General features: G+C 44.3%; 16 protein-coding genes. 7 read left to right on the top strand and 9 right to left on the bottom strand.

The genetic code is table 11. The annotated features are described in order from the left end of the window. Positions 1–173 precede the first annotated feature (173 nt). From purM to fadE, 4 genes are all read left to right on the top strand, one after another. Positions 174–1,211: a phosphoribosylformylglycinamidine cyclo-ligase gene (purM, locus tag GMES_RS03155; RefSeq protein ID WP_006991125.1), complete on the top strand. Its 1,038-nt coding sequence runs from the start codon at positions 174–176 to the stop codon at positions 1,209–1,211. Next, positions 1,211–1,867, top strand: coding sequence for a phosphoribosylglycinamide formyltransferase (gene purN, locus GMES_RS03150; protein ID WP_006991124.1), 657 nt, complete (start codon positions 1,211–1,213; stop codon positions 1,865–1,867). Before purM ends, purN begins: the two co-directional genes overlap by 1 nt. Beyond that, positions 1,827–2,552, top strand: a complete 726-nt coding sequence (locus GMES_RS03145) for a DUF3108 domain-containing protein (protein WP_033187760.1) — start codon at positions 1,827–1,829, stop codon at positions 2,550–2,552. Before purN ends, GMES_RS03145 begins: the two co-directional genes overlap by 41 nt. A 203-nt stretch (positions 2,553–2,755) precedes the next feature. Next, the gene (fadE, locus tag GMES_RS03140; protein ID WP_006991122.1) at positions 2,756–5,221 is read left to right on the top strand and encodes an acyl-CoA dehydrogenase FadE; all 2,466 of its coding nucleotides are present in this window, start codon (positions 2,756–2,758) and stop codon (positions 5,219–5,221) included. A gap of 177 nt (positions 5,222–5,398) precedes the next feature. Here the strand turns inward: fadE and GMES_RS03135 are convergent, their stop codons facing one another. From GMES_RS03135 to thrS, 7 genes are all read right to left on the bottom strand, one after another. Next, entirely contained in the window at positions 5,399–5,695 is a 297-nt protein-coding gene (locus GMES_RS03135) for an integration host factor subunit alpha (protein WP_006991121.1), read from the bottom strand. A gap of 5 nt (positions 5,696–5,700) precedes the next feature. Next, positions 5,701–8,088, bottom strand: coding sequence for a phenylalanine--tRNA ligase subunit beta (gene pheT, locus GMES_RS03130; RefSeq protein ID WP_006991120.1), 2,388 nt, complete (start codon positions 8,086–8,088; stop codon positions 5,701–5,703). A gap of 12 nt (positions 8,089–8,100) precedes the next feature. Further along, positions 8,101–9,081, bottom strand: a complete 981-nt coding sequence (gene pheS, locus GMES_RS03125) for a phenylalanine--tRNA ligase subunit alpha (protein ID WP_006991119.1) — start codon at positions 9,079–9,081, stop codon at positions 8,101–8,103. Between the two features lie 297 nt (positions 9,082–9,378). Continuing rightward, the gene (rplT, locus tag GMES_RS03120) at positions 9,379–9,735 is read right to left on the bottom strand and encodes a 50S ribosomal protein L20 (RefSeq protein WP_006991118.1); all 357 of its coding nucleotides are present in this window, start codon (positions 9,733–9,735) and stop codon (positions 9,379–9,381) included. A 15-nt stretch (positions 9,736–9,750) separates the two neighbouring features. Further along, positions 9,751–9,948: a 50S ribosomal protein L35 gene (gene rpmI, locus GMES_RS03115; RefSeq protein WP_006991117.1), complete on the bottom strand. Its 198-nt coding sequence runs from the start codon at positions 9,946–9,948 to the stop codon at positions 9,751–9,753. 117 nt (positions 9,949–10,065) lie between these two features. Continuing rightward, positions 10,066–10,593, bottom strand: coding sequence for a translation initiation factor IF-3 (gene infC / locus GMES_RS03110; protein ID WP_081429939.1), 528 nt, complete (start codon positions 10,591–10,593; stop codon positions 10,066–10,068). A 35-nt stretch (positions 10,594–10,628) separates the two neighbouring features. After that, complete coding sequence (thrS, locus tag GMES_RS03105) at positions 10,629–12,545, bottom strand: threonine--tRNA ligase (RefSeq protein ID WP_006991115.1); 1,917 nt, start codon at positions 12,543–12,545, stop codon at positions 10,629–10,631. 189 nt (positions 12,546–12,734) lie between these two features. On the opposite strand from thrS, the gene GMES_RS03100 reads away from it, so the two are divergent. The 3 genes from GMES_RS03100 to GMES_RS03090 all read left to right on the top strand — a co-directional run bounded on the left by GMES_RS03100 (position 12,735) and on the right by GMES_RS03090 (position 15,284). After that, positions 12,735–13,355 (top strand): START domain-containing protein, encoded by a 621-nt coding sequence (locus tag GMES_RS03100; RefSeq protein WP_006991114.1) that lies wholly within the window; start codon positions 12,735–12,737, stop codon positions 13,353–13,355. 127 nt (positions 13,356–13,482) lie between these two features. Further along, a complete protein-coding gene (locus GMES_RS03095) occupies positions 13,483–14,226 on the top strand; it encodes a pteridine reductase (RefSeq protein WP_006991113.1) in 744 nt (247 codons plus the stop codon). A 35-nt stretch (positions 14,227–14,261) separates the two neighbouring features. Next, on the top strand, positions 14,262–15,284 hold the full coding sequence (locus GMES_RS03090) for a DUF3080 family protein (protein ID WP_006991112.1): 1,023 nt from the start codon (positions 14,262–14,264) through the stop codon (positions 15,282–15,284). Here GMES_RS03090 and GMES_RS03085 read toward each other — a convergent pair. Further along, positions 15,271–16,026: a 3'-5' exonuclease gene (locus GMES_RS03085; RefSeq protein ID WP_006991111.1), complete on the bottom strand. Its 756-nt coding sequence runs from the start codon at positions 16,024–16,026 to the stop codon at positions 15,271–15,273. The two genes, GMES_RS03090 and GMES_RS03085, sit on opposite strands and share 14 nt — an antisense overlap. A gap of 16 nt (positions 16,027–16,042) precedes the next feature. Next, positions 16,043–17,929 (bottom strand): DUF294 nucleotidyltransferase-like domain-containing protein, encoded by a 1,887-nt coding sequence (locus GMES_RS03080; RefSeq protein WP_006991110.1) that lies wholly within the window; start codon positions 17,927–17,929, stop codon positions 16,043–16,045. Positions 17,930–17,934: the final 5 nt, after the last annotated feature.

The raw sequence follows: 17,934 nt of genomic DNA, 5'->3' as shown, positions 1-17,934 counted from the left end.
TCCAGAGTAGAAAGGCCCTATTGTCATTGATTTAAGTAGAAATTTCATCATTTGTTTCACCCTAGTTAAATTCCCCTTGAGCAAAATTGAGTAGATTAGCTGTACCTTTTGCCATTCTGAACTGGTAAAATCTGCGCTCATTTTTGGACCCTCACCCTCAAATAGGTAATTACGTGACCGATAATAAACCCTCCTTAAGCTATAAAGACGCAGGTGTCGACATCGATGCGGGCAATGAACTTGTCGAAAGAATCAAATCTGTAAGCAAGAAAACACATCGCCCTGAAGTCAGAGGAGGTTTAGGTGGTTTCGGCGCGCTTTGCTCGCTTCCAACTAAGTATAAAGAGCCGCTACTCGTTTCAGGCACCGATGGCGTAGGCACTAAACTGCGCTTAGCCATGGATTTAGAGCAACATGATGGCATCGGTATCGACTTAGTCGCAATGTGCGTCAATGATTTAATCGTTCAAGGTGCTGAGCCGTTATTTTTCTTAGATTATTACGCTACAGGCAAACTTGATGTTGATACCGCCGCCAAAGTTGTCACAGGTATTGGCAAGGGTTGCGAATTATCGGGTTGCGCATTAATCGGTGGTGAAACCGCTGAAATGCCAGGTATGTACCACGGTAACGATTATGACGTTGCAGGTTTTTGTGTCGGCGTTGTAGAAGCGGCCGATGTGATTGATGGAAGCCGAGTAAAAGCAGGAAATGCTTTAATCGCGTTGGGCTCTTCTGGCCCGCATTCTAACGGTTATTCTTTGGTGCGTAAGATACTCGAAGTATCAGGTTGTGAGGCCAGTGAAGTATTCGACGGTAAACCTTTATCAGAGCACTTGCTCGAACCTACGCGCATTTATGTAAAGTCAGTCCTTCATTTATTAGAGAGTGTACAGGTGAATGCCATTACACATATTACCGGTGGTGGTTTTTGGGAAAACATCCCTCGTGTATTGCCTCAAGGCACAAAAGCCGTTATTGACGAAAGTAGTTGGCAGTGGCCAAGTATTTTTAACTGGCTGCAAGAAAATGGCAATGTTAGCACACATGAAATGTACCGTACCTTTAACTGTGGCGTGGGTTTGATGATTGCCCTTGAAGCGGACAAAGCTGACGAAGCCATTGCGATCCTAAAAAGCCAAGGCGAAAATGTGTGGAAAATTGGCCATATTGAAGACAGCAATGATAGCAATCAGGTTGAGATTAAATAGTGACAGTCAATACCGATATCACAAAAATCGTAGTGCTGATTTCCGGTAACGGGTCAAACCTACAAGCATTGATTGATGATATAGCTGAGCAAAAAATAACGGCACAAATTGTTGCCGTTATTTCTAACAAAGCCGACGCCTACGGGTTAGAGCGCGCATCTCAGGCGAATATCCCCCATCATGTCGTAAATCACAAAGATTACGCATCACGTGATGAATACGACGCCCAATTACACAGCACAATTGCAAGTTTTTCGCCTGATCTGGTTGTATTAGCCGGATTCATGCGCATATTAACTCCTTGGTTTGTTGAGCAATTTACGGGTAAGATGTTAAACATTCATCCATCTTTATTGCCAAAATATAAAGGTTTAGATACGCATCAACGAGCCATAGATGCTAAAGATGAAGAACACGGCGCTTCGGTGCACTTTGTTACCCCCGAGCTAGATGGCGGGCCAGTTGTATTGCAATCCAAAGTACCTGTTTTTGCTGATGAAAATGCCTCACAACTTGCATCAAGAGTGCAAGAACAAGAGCGCCAAATGTATCCATTAGTTGTCCGTTGGTTCTGCCAAAAAAGACTGCTAATGCTTAATAATAAGGCTTATTTAGATGGAAACGAGATACCAATTACGGGTTATGCAGCTGATTAGCAAACGTTGGCTAGTGGGCCTTTTATGCATAATAGGATCTGTGGCACAGGCAAGCGCTCTACCCACATTTGATGCTGAGTACACCGCATTTCGTTACGGTAAGAAGTTAGGTTATGCCTTGCTCAGCGTTGAAAACGTAGATGATGAAACCTATCGCATGGAATATCACTCGAAGGTTTCCTTATTCTTCTTATCTGATAAGCGCACTGAGATAAGTGACTTTGCTTTTATCGACGATAAAATAGTGCCGAAAAATTATCGGTATAGTCGTACTGGCACCGGCAGCAATAAGAGTATCAAAGTTGTTTTCGATGCAGGCAAAGAGAAAATATTTATCGATAAAGAGCCTGGGATTGACTGGCAAGATCAGTTTGACAACCAACTCTACCGGTTAGATTTGCAACAGAAGCTTGCCCAAGGCCAGAAAGAGTTTAGTTACCAAGTGATTAATTATCGCGGCCAAGAACGCGATTACCATTTAAAAGTCATGGGAACTGAACAGCTAACTTTGCCTTACGGTATGCTCGAAGGCATAAAAGTGGAAATTGTTCGTCATAACTCAACACGAGAGACCTTCGCATGGTTTTCACCTCAGCTAAATTATCAGCTTGTACGTTTACAACAGTTCAAAGACGATAAAGAACAAGGTGATATTCAATTGAAGACCTTCACCGCCACTCAATAGTAAAATAATTATACAGTGACTCATCTGAGTCACTGGTACATCACATCGGCCCCCTACCCTTACCATCCATTACCCTGTTAGATAATCAACCATCAACTAAAACATTAACCAAATAGTGACAATTGGCGTAAGCTAAGACTTGATATTGTGTTGGCAAAATACTACTCTGACACTCTGGTCTGACCTCTACATCTGGAGTCTTTATGCAAACGTTATTATGGACACTTATTATTATCGCCACCCTTGGTGCGGCGAGCTACTTTAGAATGAAACTCATGAATGCCACTATCGCAGTGGCGGTTGCTATGTTGCTTGGCAGCATATTTGGCCCTGTAGGCGGAATCGCTTGGCTGGTATTTTTAATCATTGCTATTCCACTGAACGTGGAATCTTTGCGTAAGAAATATCTTACGGCCCCGATTTTAGATACCTACAAGAAAATCATGCCTGAGATGTCAAGCACCGAACGCGATGCCATCGACGCTGGTACAGTGTGGTGGGACGGTGAAATTTTCAGCGGCAACCCGAATTGGCAAGCCTTACATAGTATCCCGCAGGCGCGCTTGACCGCAGAAGAACGTGAGTTTTTAGATGGTCCAGTCGCACAAGTGTGCGAAATGGTCAGTGATTGGGACATTACCCATAAAGACACAGATTTGACACCTGAAGTATGGCAATTTCTCAAAGACAATAAGTTCTTTGCGATGATTATTAAAAAGCAATACGGTGGACTTGAGTTTTCAGCCTATGCGCAATCCCGTGTGCTGCAGAAACTGTCAGGCGTCAGTGCTGTATTATCTACCACCGTGGGTGTACCAAACTCCTTAGGTCCAGGTGAATTACTTCAGCATTACGGCACCAAGGAACAACAAGACCATTACTTACCTCGCCTTGCAACAGGTGAGGAAATTCCGTGTTTCGCATTAACAGGCCCAGAGGCCGGTTCAGATGCTGGCTCACTGCCTGACAGCGGTATTGTGTGCAAAGGCGAATGGGAAGGTAAAGAAGTCATTGGCCTGCGCTTAACATTTGATAAGCGTTACATCACCCTTGCACCGGTAGCCACCGTTATCGGACTTGCATTTAAAATGTATGACCCTGAAGGACTGGTAGGCGACAAAGTAGATATTGGTATTACCTGCGCCCTATTACCGCGTGATACCAAGGGGATGGAAATCGGAAATCGCCATTTTCCTCTCAACGTACCGTTTCAAAATGGTCCCATTCGCGGAAACGATATATTCGTGCCGCTTGACTACATCATTGGCGGCGTAGAAATGGCCGGTCAGGGCTGGCGCATGCTGGTTGAATGCTTATCAGTGGGGCGTTGTATCACTCTACCTTCAGCATCAGCAGGGGGGGCGAAAAGTATCGCTCTGGCCACAGGTGCCTACGCGCGTATTCGCCGTCAATTTAAAATGCCTGTCGGTAAGATGGAAGGCGTAGAAGAAATGTTGGCCAGTATTGGCGGTAATGCTTACTTGATGGATGCCGTCACCAGCTTGACGACCAAAGCTGTAGATTTAGGTGAGAAACCGTCGGTTATATCAGCAATTTGTAAATACCACTTAACCGAGAAAATGCGCCAGTTAGTTAATGACGCTATGGACGTTCATGGTGGTAAAGGCGTCATGCTTGGGCCAAATAACTATTTGGGTCGAGGTTATCAAGGTGCGCCTATCGCCATCACGGTAGAAGGTGCCAATATTCTTACCCGTAATATGATGATATATGGCCAAGGCGCCATGCGTAGTCACCCTTTCGTGCTTAAAGAGCTTTATGCGGCAAGTAATGAGGACAAAGAGCAAGGCTTAAATGAATTTGATGATGCGGTATTCGGCCACATCGGCTTTGCCATCAGTAACACATTCAGAAGTATTTGGTTCTCTTTTACAGGTGCGCGCCTAGCGGGTGCACCTTTTGATGATGAGACTGCTGGCTACTATCGTTCTTTGCAACGCTACAGCAGCAACTTGGCCTTATTGTCTGATATTTCCATGGCCGTACTCGGCGGTGAACTAAAACGCCGTGAACGTATATCAGCGCGTTTAGGCGATGTGTTGAGCCACATCTATTTAGCCTCTGCAGTATTGAAGCGCTATGATGACCAGGGTCGTTTAAAGGAAGATTTACCCTTGGTTCATTGGGCCATGCAAGACACTTTGTTCAAGCTTGAAACAGCCTTGATTGAATTGTTCGAGAACTTCCCATCGGCAGTTTTGGGCCTGATGTTAAAAGGAATAATCATGCCGTTTGGCCGTTCATACCGTCGTCCTTCAGATAAGGTAGAACATAAGATTGCAGCTATTTTGCAAAGCCATAATCCCTCACGAACCCGTTTGGGTGAAGGGCAACATTTCGGTGGGCAAGATTGCTTAATGGGTGATTTAGAACAAACGTTGAAAGATGTACTTGCAAGTGAGCCCGTGTTTGACAAAGTGTGTAAGGCAGCCAAAGAGCGTTACCCTTTCACTGGTCTTGACGTAATTGCGCAAAAAGGACTAGAACTAGGCGTTATCACTGAGCAAGAGGCTGAACTGCTTACACGCACCGAAGCAGGCCGCTTACGTACAATCAATGTGGATGACTTTGACCCGAAAGAGTTGATCGCTAATACACAGGCGACTAAGCCTAAACGTCGTACGACTAAGTCTTCAGAAGCAGCCTAATCATCATAGCTTTAGGATGATAGCGCTCTAATGAAACAAAACCGCTTCAATTGAAGCGGTTTTTTTATGGGTGCAGTTTTCTAAAAATTAAATTGTCAACAACGATAAATTTCAGGTATAAAAAATCCGCTGCCTAGCATGCTAGGTAGCGGACTAATTGTTAAAACCGACTCGGTATTACTCAGTCGGTTTTGTATTCTCTACGCGGCTTTTGAGCTTTTGACCAGGTCGAAATGTGACTACGCGTCTCGCCTTAATAGGGATGTCTTCACCCGTTTTGGGGTTGCGCCCTGGTCGTTCACTCTTTTGTCGTAAATCAAAGTTACCAAAACCAGATAGCTTAACTTGCTCACCTGATTCCAATGCCTCACGGACCTCTTCGAAAAATGCTTCAACAAGATCTTTGGCATCTCTCTTGTTCATGCCCAACTTTTCAAATAAATGTTCCGCCATTTCGGCTTTGGTTAACGCCATATCCGTCAATCCCTCAATGTAGCCCCAAATTGCTCTGACAGTTTAGTCAGAATACCATCGACCACGGCTTGAATTTCAGCTTCTTCAAGCGTTCTTGCCATGTCTTGTAAAGTCAATGAAATAGCCAAACTCTTAAACCCTGGCTCGATGCCTTTACCTCGATAGATGTCGAACAAGTTTAGGCCAACTAGTTGATTTGCGCCAAATTTTTGGATGCAATCTAAAATTTCACCAACAACTTTATCATCGTCTACAACGATTGCAATGTCACGTCGATTTGCAGGAAATTTCGATATTTCTTTCGCTTCAGGTAACTTTTTCTCTCCAAAAGCGGTAATTTCCAGCTCAAATACGAAAACTCGGCCATTTAAACCCAGTAATTTCTCAAATTTAGGATGTACCGCACCAATCACGCCAATAAATGTATCTCCGCGGTAAATAGCGGCGCTTTGTCCTGGATGAAGAGCACTATGCTCTGTCGCCTCGAAACGGAATACGTCAATAGGAGCAATAAGGCTGAGTAGAGCTTCAACATCTGCTTTAGCATCGAAAAAGTCTACCGCTTTATCTGCTCTATCCCAATTGGCCTCGTGTAAATTGCCTGCTATTACACCAGAGAAAACTGTTTCTTGACGCACGCCCATCTTTTCAGATGCATCAGGAATAAAACGTAAACCTGACTCAAACAAGCGAACCCGCGCTTGCTGACGTTTTTGATTGTAAGAAACAGCTTGCAACAATCCAGTCCACGCACTTACGCGCATAGCTGACATATCAGCGGAAATAGGATGCGGTAGTACAATGGCGTCAATCGTCGGGTACAATAGACTCTGTACCTTAGGATCAACGAACGAGTACGTAATTGCTTCCTGGTAGTCGCGGTTGGTCAGCGTTAGTTTGAGTTCATTCACGTCCATCGCCTGCTCTTTACGACCAGACATTTTTAACGCAGCTTGTGGCGCCACGTTAGGAATATTGTCATAACCGTAGACCCGCGCGATTTCTTCAATCAAGTCTTCCTCAATCGCGATATCAAAACGGTAAGCAGGCACTTTCACTTGCCATTGCCCGTTTGACTCATCGGCATCTAGCCCTAAGCGCATCAAAATATCACCGACTACGCTTGCTTCGATTTCTATACCCAAAACACGTGTCAGACGGGCAGCGCGGAGCACCACATCTTTAACTGGCGGGATGTATTGTTCGTCAATTGCTTCTACGATAGGGCCAGCTTCACCACCTACTATTTCAAGCAGTAAAGCGGTTGCCCGCTCCATTGCTTGGCCTTGCATTTGAGGGTCAACACCACGCTCGTAACGATGTGATGCGTCAGTATGTAACCCGTACTGGCGCGCTTTACCCATGATTGCGTCTGGTGCGAAAAACGCACTTTCTAAAAATATATTTTTACTATTTAAGGTAACACCGGAATCGAGTCCACCGAAGATGCCTGCCATAGCAAGCGCCTTTTCCTGATCCGCAATGACCAAGGTGTTGTCTTTTAACTTAACCTTGGTTTCATCTAATAAGACCAACTCTTCATCTTGCTTAGCCATACGCACAACAATATCGCCACTAAGCACATCGTTATCGAATGCATGCATTGGGTGGCCTAGTTCTAACAATACAAAGTTAGTTACATCAACCACGGCGTCAATACTACGCACACCACTGCGACGGAGCTTTTCTTGCAGCCACAAAGGTGAAGGAGAATTAACATCAATCCCTTTAATAACGCGGCCTAAATAACGTGGGCACGCTTGTGGTGCCGCAAGTGAAATCCCCCTAGTATCAGCAATACTCGCTGCCGTTTCTGGATAAACAGGCATATCCACATTGCTTTGATTCAACACGCCTACTTCACGTGCTAGGCCGCGCAAACCCAAGCAATCTGCACGGTTCGGCGTTAAATCAACTTCAATCGTGACATCATTCAAATCAAGGTATTCGCGAATATCTTGACCTATAGGTGCGCCAGCTGGTAACTCAACAATACCATCATGATCATCGGAAATGCCGAGTTCAGAAAAGCTACACAACATGCCAAATGAAGGCTGACCACGCAATTTCGCTTTCTTAATTTTAAAGTTACCAGGTAACACTGCGCCGACTCTTGCCACAGCCACTTTTAAGCCTTGACGACAGTTCGGGGCACCGCAAACGATATCGATTAATTCATCATCACCTACGTTTATTTTGGTTACTTGCAATTTATCTGCATCTGGATGTTGACCACATTCAACCACCTCACCCACAACTACGCCACTGAACTCACCGGCGACAGGCTCAACACCGTCTACTTCAAGGCCAGCCATAGTAATTTGATCTGCAAGCTGCTGTGTAGAGATATCAGGATTTACCCATTCTCTTAGCCACTTTTCACTGAATTTCATACTTTCTCGCCCTTACTTAAACTGCTTTAAAAAACGAAGATCGTTTTCGAAAAATGCGCGTAAATCATTCACGCCATAACGCAACATGGTGAGGCGTTCCACCCCCATGCCGAAGGCAAAGCCAGTGTATACCTCTGGGTCGATGTTTACGGCGCGCAATACATTTGGATGCACCATGCCGCAACCGAGTACTTCTAACCACTTACCATTTTTCCCCATCACATCCACTTCTGCTGAAGGTTCAGTGAATGGAAAGTACGATGGGCGAAAACGTACTTGCAAGTCCGCTTCGAAAAAGTTGTTCAAAAAATCGTGAAGAATGCCTTTTAGCTGCGTAAAACTTACATTTTTATCCACCATTAACCCTTCGACCTGATGGAACATCGGGGTATGAGTTTGATCGTAATCGTTACGATAAACCCGTCCAGGAGAGATAATACGCAGTGGCGGCTGCTCTGCCTCCATAGTGCGAATTTGTACACCTGAGGTCTGCGTTCTTAACATCACATCAGGGTTGAAATAGAAAGTATCGTGATCAGCACGCGCTGGGTGATTCGCCGGAATGTTCAATGCATCAAAATTGTGAAAACCATCTTCAATTTCAGGGCCGGTTTTTACGCTAAAACCCAGCTCCGCAAAAAACCCTTCAATACGATTGATAGTACGCGTGACTGGGTGTAAACCACCTAGTTCAGTTGAGCGACCCGGCAAAGATACATCGATTGATTCAGCAGCGAGCTTGCTGTTCATCTCTTGCTCACGAAGAAGCTCTCCGCGTTGATGAATAAGTTGCTGAATTTGCTGTTTAGCCTGATTTATTTTTTGACCGGCTGCAGGGCGCTCTTCGTTAGACAGTTTACCTAAGCCTTTAAGTAGCTCAGTCATACGGCCTTTTTTACCCATGAAGTCTACGCGAACCGCATCAAGCGTGCTGGCATCTTGGGCGACGTTGATTTGCGTTTCTGCCTCTTTGATTATGGCATCAAGATCCATAGTTTCCTCGAATTGGATTAAATATTGAGTCACTGACCATAGATCTAAAAGCATGGCTGGACATTTAAAAAGAACCCGCAATTCTACACGAAAGCAACTGGGTCAGGCTAGATGCAATTACCGGAAAGTACGGATATTAAACGCTTTTTCATTGATTTATTGTAAACAAGGAGAGTTATTACATGCAGGATCGTAAAGGTAAGTTTGATTAAACAGAGATTAAATTCCAAACAAAAAAAAACGGCGAGCATCCTGCTCGCCGTTCTTCGAAAGAACTTAAACTTAATTGTTAATTAATTAAGCTAATGCACCTTTAGCGGCATCTACTAATGCGCTAAATGCGTTTTTGTCATGTACTGCGATATCAGCCAAAATCTTACGATCGATTTCAACAGATGCCTTCTTAAGACCGTTAATGAAACGGCTGTAAGACATACCATTTTGACGAGCCGCAGCATTGATACGAGCAATCCACAATTGACGGAATTGACGTTTCTTTTGACGACGGTCACGGTAAGCGTATTGACCAGCTTTTGTTACTGCTTGAACAGCAACGCGATAAACTCGACTACGAGCTCCGTAATAACCTTTGGCTTGCTTTAGTACCTTTTTGTGACGGGCACGTGCGACAACACCACGTTTTACTCTTGCCATATTCTAAATCCTCTCTTAAACGTAAGGTAACATGCGTTGAATCAACGCTGTGTCAGCTACATGGGCCAATTTCTTGCCACGAAGGTGACGTTTACGCTTAGAGCTCTTTTTAGTCAAAATATGACGCAAGTGAGACTGCTTGCTTTTGAAACGACCTGAAGCGGTTTTTCTAAAACGCTTGGCTGCTCCACGGTTTGTTTTCATTTTAGGCATTGCTAAAACTCCGCATTGTTAATGACTAAACTGCTTTGCAGAAACAGTAAGTCGTAGTTACATAGTGTGTAATAAGGTGAGCTAGGGTGCAGTTCCCTGACTACTTGTAGACCTTAATTACTTCTTAATTGGGGCGAGCACCATGATCATCTGACGACCTTCAACCCGGTTAGGGAAGGATTCGCAGTTGGCAATGTCTTCTAAATCAACTTTAACGCGATTAAGTAGATCAATACCGATATCTTGATGAGCCATTTCACGGCCGCGGAAGCGGATCGTTACTTTAGCCTTATCACCACCTTCTAGAAAGCGACGCAGGTTGCGCAGTTTTACCTGGTAATCGCCTTCATCAGTGCCAGGGCGAAATTTAATCTCCTTGACCTGAATTTGCTTTTGTTTCTTCTTTTGCTCTTTCTGAGCTTTACTCTTTTCGAAGATGAATTTTCCGTAATCCATTACCTTACATACAGGCGGTTCTGCATTAGGGCTAATTTCAACCAAATCTAAATTAGATTGCTCAGCCGTCTCGAGAGCTTCAGTGATTGATACAACGCCAATCTGCTCCCCATCCTTTCCAACCAAACGAACTTCATTTACTGTAATTTCTTCGTTAATACGAGCTTTGCCCGAATCTTTAGCCTTAATGTTAGCGCCTTTAATATGTTATTCCTCCACGAAATTTACTGAATTTGTTTGCTTTTGATCTGTTCACAAGCCAATTCAATGAAAGCATCGACCGACATCTTACCAAGATCATCGCCTTTGCGTGAACGTACTGCTATTTCGCCAGCTTCAATTTCTTTATCACCAACTACAAGCAAATACGGGACACGCCTAAGCGTGTGCTCGCGGATTTTAAAGCCTATCTTCTCATTTCTCAAGTCTGACTTGGCTCTAATTCCAATTTCTTTTAGTTTTTTTACTACTTTTTGCGCATATTCACTCTGATTATCAGTAATATTCATCACAACTGCTTGAGTAGGGGCTAACCAAAGTGGGAAGAAGCCTGAATACTCTTCTATCAAAATACCGATAAAACGCTCAAGTGAACCTAAAATTGCACGGTGGATCATAACTGGCACTTTACGTTCGCCATCTTCAGCGACATAAGTTGAACCTAAACGACCAGGCATTGAGAAATCCAACTGGACTGTGCCACACTGCCACGCTCTATCGAGGCAATCGTGCAATGTGAATTCTATCTTAGGACCATAGAATGCGCCCTCGCCAGGCAAATATTGGAAATCAATCCCCTTTGACGTGAGTGCTTCTGCTAGTTCTTTTTCTGCTTTGTCCCAGACTTCATCACTGCCCACTCGTTTTTCAGGACGAGTAGAGAGTTTTACAGAGATATTCTCAAAACCGAATATTTTGTAGATTTCATAAACTGAGTCAATACATCCACCTACTTCTGCCAATATCTGGTCATCGGTACAGAATATATGTGCATCATCTTGGGTAAAACCACGTACACGCATCAAGCCATGTAACGCACCTGATGGCTCATTACGGTGACAACAACCGAATTCAGCCATACGCAACGGCAAATCACGGTATGATTTAAGGCCTTGGTTGAAGATTTGTACGTGGCCTGGGCAATTCATTGGCTTGACCGCATATTCACGCTTTTCTGATGTGGTAGTGAACATATTTTCAGCGTACTTATCCCAGTGACCTGATTTTTCCCATAAAGAGCGGTCCATCATCAAAGGGGCTTTGACTTCATCGTATTCGTATTCACGTAATTTGCTGCGCACGAATTTTTCAAGCTCTGTGTATATACTCCAACCATCGTTGTGCCAAAACACCATGCCAGGAGCTTCTTCTTGCCAATGGAATAAATCCAGCGCTTTGCCAATTTTGCGGTGATCGCGCTTTTCAGCTTCTTCTAAACGATTCAAGTAAGCTTTCAGTTGTTTTTTATCTGCCCATGCGGTGCCGTAAATTCGTTGCAACATTTTATTGTCACTATCACCGCGCCAATAGGCACCTGCCACTTTCATTAATTTAAAGTGCTGGCAAAAACGCATGTTGGGTACGTGTGGGCCGCGGCACATGTCCACGTACTCTTCGTGATGATACAAACCAGGCGTTGCATCTTTTGGAATGTTCTCGTCTAGGATCTGCAGTTTATACTCTTCACCGCGTGCTTCAAATGTGTCTCTGGCTTCTTGCCAGCTAACGACTTTCTTAACCACATCGTAATTGGTTTTCGCCAATTCAAGCATGCGCTTTTCTAACTTGACTAGATCTTCGTCGTTAAGGGAATGCTCCATATCAATGTCATAGTAAAAGCCGTTGTCAATCGTAGGACCAATCGCCATTTTTACGTCAGGCCATAATTGTTTAATTGCATGACCGATTAAATGCGCGCATGAATGGCGAATAATTTCTAAGCCATCTTCATCTTTTGCAGTAATAATTTGCAACTGTGCGTCTTGCTCTATCAGGTCACACGCATCAACGCGAACGCCGTCTACTTTTCCAGCTATGGTGGCTTTGGCTAAACCAGGGCCAATATCATTTGCCACGTCTAGTACTGAAACTGCGTTATCGAATTGGCGTTGACTGCCGTCGGGAAGTGTAATTATGGGCATAATAATCCTTGTGCAGTGGTGACACCTACCAAGCGCCACATGCAAAATCTGTGTTGCGATTACATCGCGAGAAAAATAAAAAAACACCTCTAATAGGTGTTTTGTCTGCTGTTCTGTTACGATCAAAACAGAACTGGGATTATAACGAAATTTGTTTAAACTATGCAATCGTCTTTCAGGCACTATCTATTGGTAATATATGTAAGTGCGAGCTTTTCTGAAGTCAGTCTTGCTCACGACCTGCTAGCTCAGCCTATTCCAGATTGGGAGCTTGCCACTACGAACAACAATGTGGCCATTTACCAACAAGACACTGACAGTCGTCACATAAAGGTGCGCGGTATAGTACATGTTCACAATAGCCCTGAAGCATTTATAGAATTGTTAGAACAAACACATCTAGCGCCGAAATGGATCGCCCATAACCAAGCCGTCCACTTGCTCAAGGAAAATGACAACGTTCGCTTAGTTCACAGTAAATTCGATGCGCCTTGGCCCATAAGAGACAGGGACATGGTGACTCAATCCATTACCTATGTTGAACAAGGCAATGTGTATATCGATATTGTCGATGCGAGTGAGAAATATCCAGAATCAGAGAATTTCGTGCGGATAAAAGGCGTAAGTGGTCGCTGGTCACTCAGTGCACATGCCAATCGCTTCACTTATATTGAGTATCAGGGACAAGCCAATCCCGGAGGCAATATTCCCATATGGTTAGCCAACCGTACTTTAATATCCTCAATAAGTGAAACGTTTGAAAATATCGTACAACAGCTAGATAATCCCTCTTTAGTGCCGCAAGATTAACCGCTAAGCTAAATCAACAGGTGCCATTCCTGTATTTTACATGTGTAATACATCCAGCAGTACGAGTGTTAACGAGTAAAGTACACCTGAAATTGAGCGCCAATAATCAAAGCCACCATGGAGCATTATGTCAACCAAAGTTGCCTTTATTACCGGTAGTGCCAAGCGTATAGGTGCATCTACCGCCACCTATTTACATAACAAAGGGTTTAACATTGTGCTGCATTGCCATCACTCTGTATCCGAAGCCGAAACCTTGCTAGTCAGTCTTAACAGCCAAAGGGAAAATTCCGCGCGCTTGGTGGTAGCCAACCTGTGCGAAATCGACGACTTAGGTTTACTAGCAGAGCAAGTGGTTGGAGCATTTGGGCGCTTAGACGTGCTAGTCAATAATGCGTCTTCGTTTTACCCCACTCCCATGGGTGATATCACGCAAAGCCACTGGCATGATCTATTTGGCAGTAATGTACAAGCGCCGCTGTTTTTAGCACAGCATCTAGCTGAGAATTTGACCGTTAATAAAGGAGTCATTATTAATATGGTTGATATTCATGCCGATAGGCCACTTCAACAGCATACTGTTTATAGTATGGCAAAGTCAGCACTGGTGACTATGACCAAATCATTGGCCATTGAGTTAGCGCCAGATATACGCGTTAATGGTGTCGCCCCTGGTGCAATTCTATGGCCCGAACAAGCGTTATCTGATGCTGACAAAAAACAGGTGTTACAACAAATCCCAGCTAAAACCTTAGGCACACCTGAAGATATTGCTCAGGCTATCCATTATTTATGTGAAGCCAAATATGTGACAGGGCAGATCATTGCTGTAGATGGCGGGCGCAGTGTCGTGTCGAGCCATAAAGTATGATGTAAAAGATGAGTCGGTGTCAGGCTATTTATTTCATGTTTACGCGGTTCACTATAGCGTTAGCCCTAATCATTGCTATGGTAGGATGCGGGCGAAACGACATCAGTCATACGATAAACCAATACCAAGAGCGCATAGCTAATGTATTAGACACTCCGTTTAATGCCCCCATGCCAACCACGACATCTGTCTCACTGGTTTACCCAAGCAAACGATTATTAGTAAATGTAATCACCCCACCCCAGTTGGACGTAAAGCAATTCTTTGCATTAAAGAAATGTGACCTAAATTTGTTGATAGCCCAGCGAAACACCCCGTTAGGGCGTACACAACCACCTTCAGTACGCTACCTTTATGAGCGTGAAGTGGTTGAGTCGTTGTCACGCTGTAAGGTGCTGATGCCAGAGTACAGCGCATTACTCGATGACTGGCTGGAACATAAACTCGCGGCATTACCATTAGCATGGGCGAATTTAATTCAAACCAGTGATGAAACCATTAATGCTTTTAGTAACAACAGTGATTTTTTTGACTCAGCAAGCTCAACTGAGCTACATACAACAAAAAGTGCTTTATCGTATTTGCTAGACGCAAATAGCCAACTACGCACAGCCTCAAATAGCCAAGAACTAGAAAGCTATTTATCCCAACTCTCAAAATCGCACTTACCGACCAAAACATGGCGAACCCAATCGGTGATAAGAGAAGAATTAAATAGAACCACACTATGGTTACAAAAGCAGGATCTGCATGAGCAGTGCGAGGATGGCCAACCCAGTCAGAAAATTAAGTACCTGAAAAACGTATTTACCTTGTTTTTTATCGAGAAAATTCAACCTATCGGCAGTGAACTGAACCGCGTGCATTATGCGCTTTCACCGCTCTATCAAAAGTTGAGTGCAGAACCGAATTTAGCCTTGCCATTTCGCCGGTTTATCGACGTTCAAGGTGACAAGGGTTTTAACGCATATCAACAAGCAATCAAATCGCATGTGCAATTTTGGCAGACATTATTCAAGCAATGTAACATGTCACCAACGAGCCTTAACTCCAGATAGCTGAGATTGGCGCGTTATCATCCGGGTAATGTGACGCTATCTGGGCCTGCAGCAATTCTGCACATGCCAATGCATCGGTTAACGCATTATGTTGTCGATAATAAGGCAAACGATAGCGAGAGCGACAATCGGTGAGCCGAATGGACGGCGTTTTCTGCCCCAATAAACTGCGCAGAAATGTACGCTTTATGGTGCGGGAAAAGCGCGCTTCCAAGGCCATTGTATCGATACACGGGAAAACAATTTCCTCGCCGATATAATGCTTTAGCGCTGAATTTAAAAAACGAACTTCAATATCTTTGTGATGAGCCACCACTACTTTGCCCTGCAAGTGCTGCAATAGCTCATCCAAAACCCTGTTGAATGACGGTGCATCCGCTACATCAGAGTGGGTAATACCGTGGATCACCACCGACTTGGTTTTCAATTCAGTATCCGGTTTTATTATCCAGTGCTGCGCCTCTTGGCAACGAATACGCTTCACTGTCATTGCCACCAAACCAATACTGACAATGCTATCCGTTTTGGGATTTAAACCTGTGGTTTCAAAATCTAGTGCGACTAGAGGTGCCTCTGCGATAGGGGTATCTGCACTTATTACCCCTTGGGCGTAGTAATGTTTAAGTGCAGGATACTTTGCTTGTTTTTGGCGTTTTGCAAACTCACCCGTCCAATTAAATCCTTTACCAGCAGGTTTATTATTTGGCGTATCCTGCAGCGCTTTTTTATCTAAATAAAACATCCGATGACCTTTTGCATTACAAGTGACGACCAGGTTGATATCGATACTTCATGTATTTTTGTGCATCGCTGAGAATTTGAAAGGCGTCTCGCAAGTTTTTACGTTCAAAATCCGACAAATACTCTGGCTCAATGTCATTATCAGGAACACGTTTCATTTCCAAATCAAATGCTTGATGGCGAATGCGCACCATAGCGATAAACTCGAGTGCGTCGCGTAAGTCGACTCCGCGGCCTGGGGGCAGTATTTTGGCATCAATCACACCATTGAGCCGCGAAAAGCTATTACGCCCCTCAGCCCCAACCGACAAAGCATGCACCCGGATTAAATCGGCAATGGGGGCCGTCCCCCTACGCTTCATATTAATAGAATTGGTTTGCCGTCCATCCGTTTCCATCACAAAGTCTTTAAAGAACCCCAAAGGGGGCGTGCGCAGCAATGCGTTTCGCGCCATGCATGCCAGAAAACGGGAATTTTTAAAGGCTTTCTTGCGAATCAGTCTATTTAACGTGTCGGCCCACACTTTTTTCCCCCACACTCCGTCTAAATCGAAAAATATTGCGCTATGTAAAAGTGTTTCAGGCGTCGGCTTATCTATCCATTGAGTGAAATACTGCTCCCATACTTTCAATGGTTGACGCCATTTTTTATTAGTTGCCATAATCCCACCTTTGCAATAGGTATAACCGCAGCGGTCTAAACCGTCACAAACAAAGTTGGCCAAGTCATTAAAATAACCGTCGTGCAGTTTGGGTTCAAAGCGGTTATCGAGCACCAAGGCATTGTCTTGATCTGTTACTATGAGTTGCTCATCACGCGCCATTGAGCCAAGGGCGAGAAAACAATAAGGTATCGGCGGCGGGCCAAACTCTTCCTCAGCCAACTCCAATAGTCGTTGTTTAAAACTGCGGCCGATAACCGCCATTGCACTGCCGATCATTTGCGAGTTTGCATCTTCGTCTACCATGCGTGAAAAGCATGTTTGCACTTCATCCTTAAGTGCTGCGAGTTCATCAACGTTTTGTGCATTAAAAATACTTTTGACCACGAACAAACTGTTTTGTGATTCGTAACGCAGTATGTCTTGATGGCTTATCAAGCCAATGGGTTTCGATTTTCTGAGCACTGGTAAGTGTGTCACCTTGTGTTTTAACATTAACATCATGGCTTCAAACACGTATTGGTTGCTTTGCACTATCGTGAGTTGCGTAGTCATGATGTCCGTCACCGGAGTGGATAAATCGAGTCCGTGAGCCACCAGTCGGCTTCGAATATCCACATCGGTAACGATGCCAATGACCGGCTCGTCATCTGAGCTTGCATCATCGCTTACATGCTCATTTGAAATGAGTAGAGAGGAGACCCCCTCCTCGGTCATTCGCAGAGCAGCATCTTGCACACTGGTGTGGGGTGGTAAGATCAGCGGCAATTGCTCAATAAGCTTTTCCACCTTTACCGTTAACAACGCATTATTGTCTTTTTTATCTGGGCTGGATTCACGTAATCGGCTGCGATCTTCTACCTCTACGAAATCAGCGAACTGCTCATCGTTGTCGAATAAATTGTTAAAAGTATCAGCGTCGATGAGGTAAACCAAGGTATCTTCAAGGGCAACCACGGGAAAACGCACTGGGCGGTTGCGCATTAAGGCTAATTCGCCAAAAAAGTTTCCTTCACCTAAACGGTTGTATAACTCGCCGTCTCGACGAAACACTTCAACAGCACCGCTTCTGATCACAAACCAATGCGTGTTGTCTTGACCGAATGTAAGAATGGGTGAGCCTGCCTTGTAATAGGCTATTTCTACCCGCGACGCCACATGAGATAACTCAGACGCCGCTAAGTCTGAAAACGGTTTATGTCGTTGTAAGAAATCGGTAACTTCAACTTGTTCAGTGGCCATAGAGC

This window comes from Paraglaciecola mesophila KMM 241 (genome assembly GCF_000315015.1).
In the GTDB taxonomy this organism is placed as follows: domain Bacteria; phylum Pseudomonadota; class Gammaproteobacteria; order Enterobacterales; family Alteromonadaceae; genus Paraglaciecola; species Paraglaciecola mesophila.
This window is presented reverse-complemented; position numbering and strand designations above follow the sequence as displayed.

Coding starts and splice junctions, on each gene's coding strand:
- GMES_RS03135 (WP_006991121.1), bottom strand. CDS start 5,695: ATGGCGTTAACCAAAGCCGAAATGGCGGAACATTTATTTGAAAAGTTG.
- GMES_RS03145 (WP_033187760.1), top strand. CDS start 1,827: ATGGAAACGAGATACCAATTACGGGTTATGCAGCTGATTAGCAAACGT.
- fadE (WP_006991122.1), top strand. CDS start 2,756: ATGCAAACGTTATTATGGACACTTATTATTATCGCCACCCTTGGTGCG.
- GMES_RS03090 (WP_006991112.1), top strand. CDS start 14,262: ATGTTTACGCGGTTCACTATAGCGTTAGCCCTAATCATTGCTATGGTA.
- rpmI (WP_006991117.1), bottom strand. CDS start 9,948: ATGCCTAAAATGAAAACAAACCGTGGAGCAGCCAAGCGTTTTAGAAAA.
- rplT (WP_006991118.1), bottom strand. CDS start 9,735: ATGGCAAGAGTAAAACGTGGTGTTGTCGCACGTGCCCGTCACAAAAAG.
- pheS (WP_006991119.1), bottom strand. CDS start 9,081: ATGGATCTTGATGCCATAATCAAAGAGGCAGAAACGCAAATCAACGTC.
- pheT (WP_006991120.1), bottom strand. CDS start 8,088: ATGAAATTCAGTGAAAAGTGGCTAAGAGAATGGGTAAATCCTGATATC.
- GMES_RS03095 (WP_006991113.1), top strand. CDS start 13,483: ATGTCAACCAAAGTTGCCTTTATTACCGGTAGTGCCAAGCGTATAGGT.
- thrS (WP_006991115.1), bottom strand. CDS start 12,545: ATGCCCATAATTACACTTCCCGACGGCAGTCAACGCCAATTCGATAAC.
- GMES_RS03085 (WP_006991111.1), bottom strand. CDS start 16,026: ATGTTTTATTTAGATAAAAAAGCGCTGCAGGATACGCCAAATAATAAA.
- GMES_RS03080 (WP_006991110.1), bottom strand. CDS start 17,929: ATGGCCACTGAACAAGTTGAAGTTACCGATTTCTTACAACGACATAAA.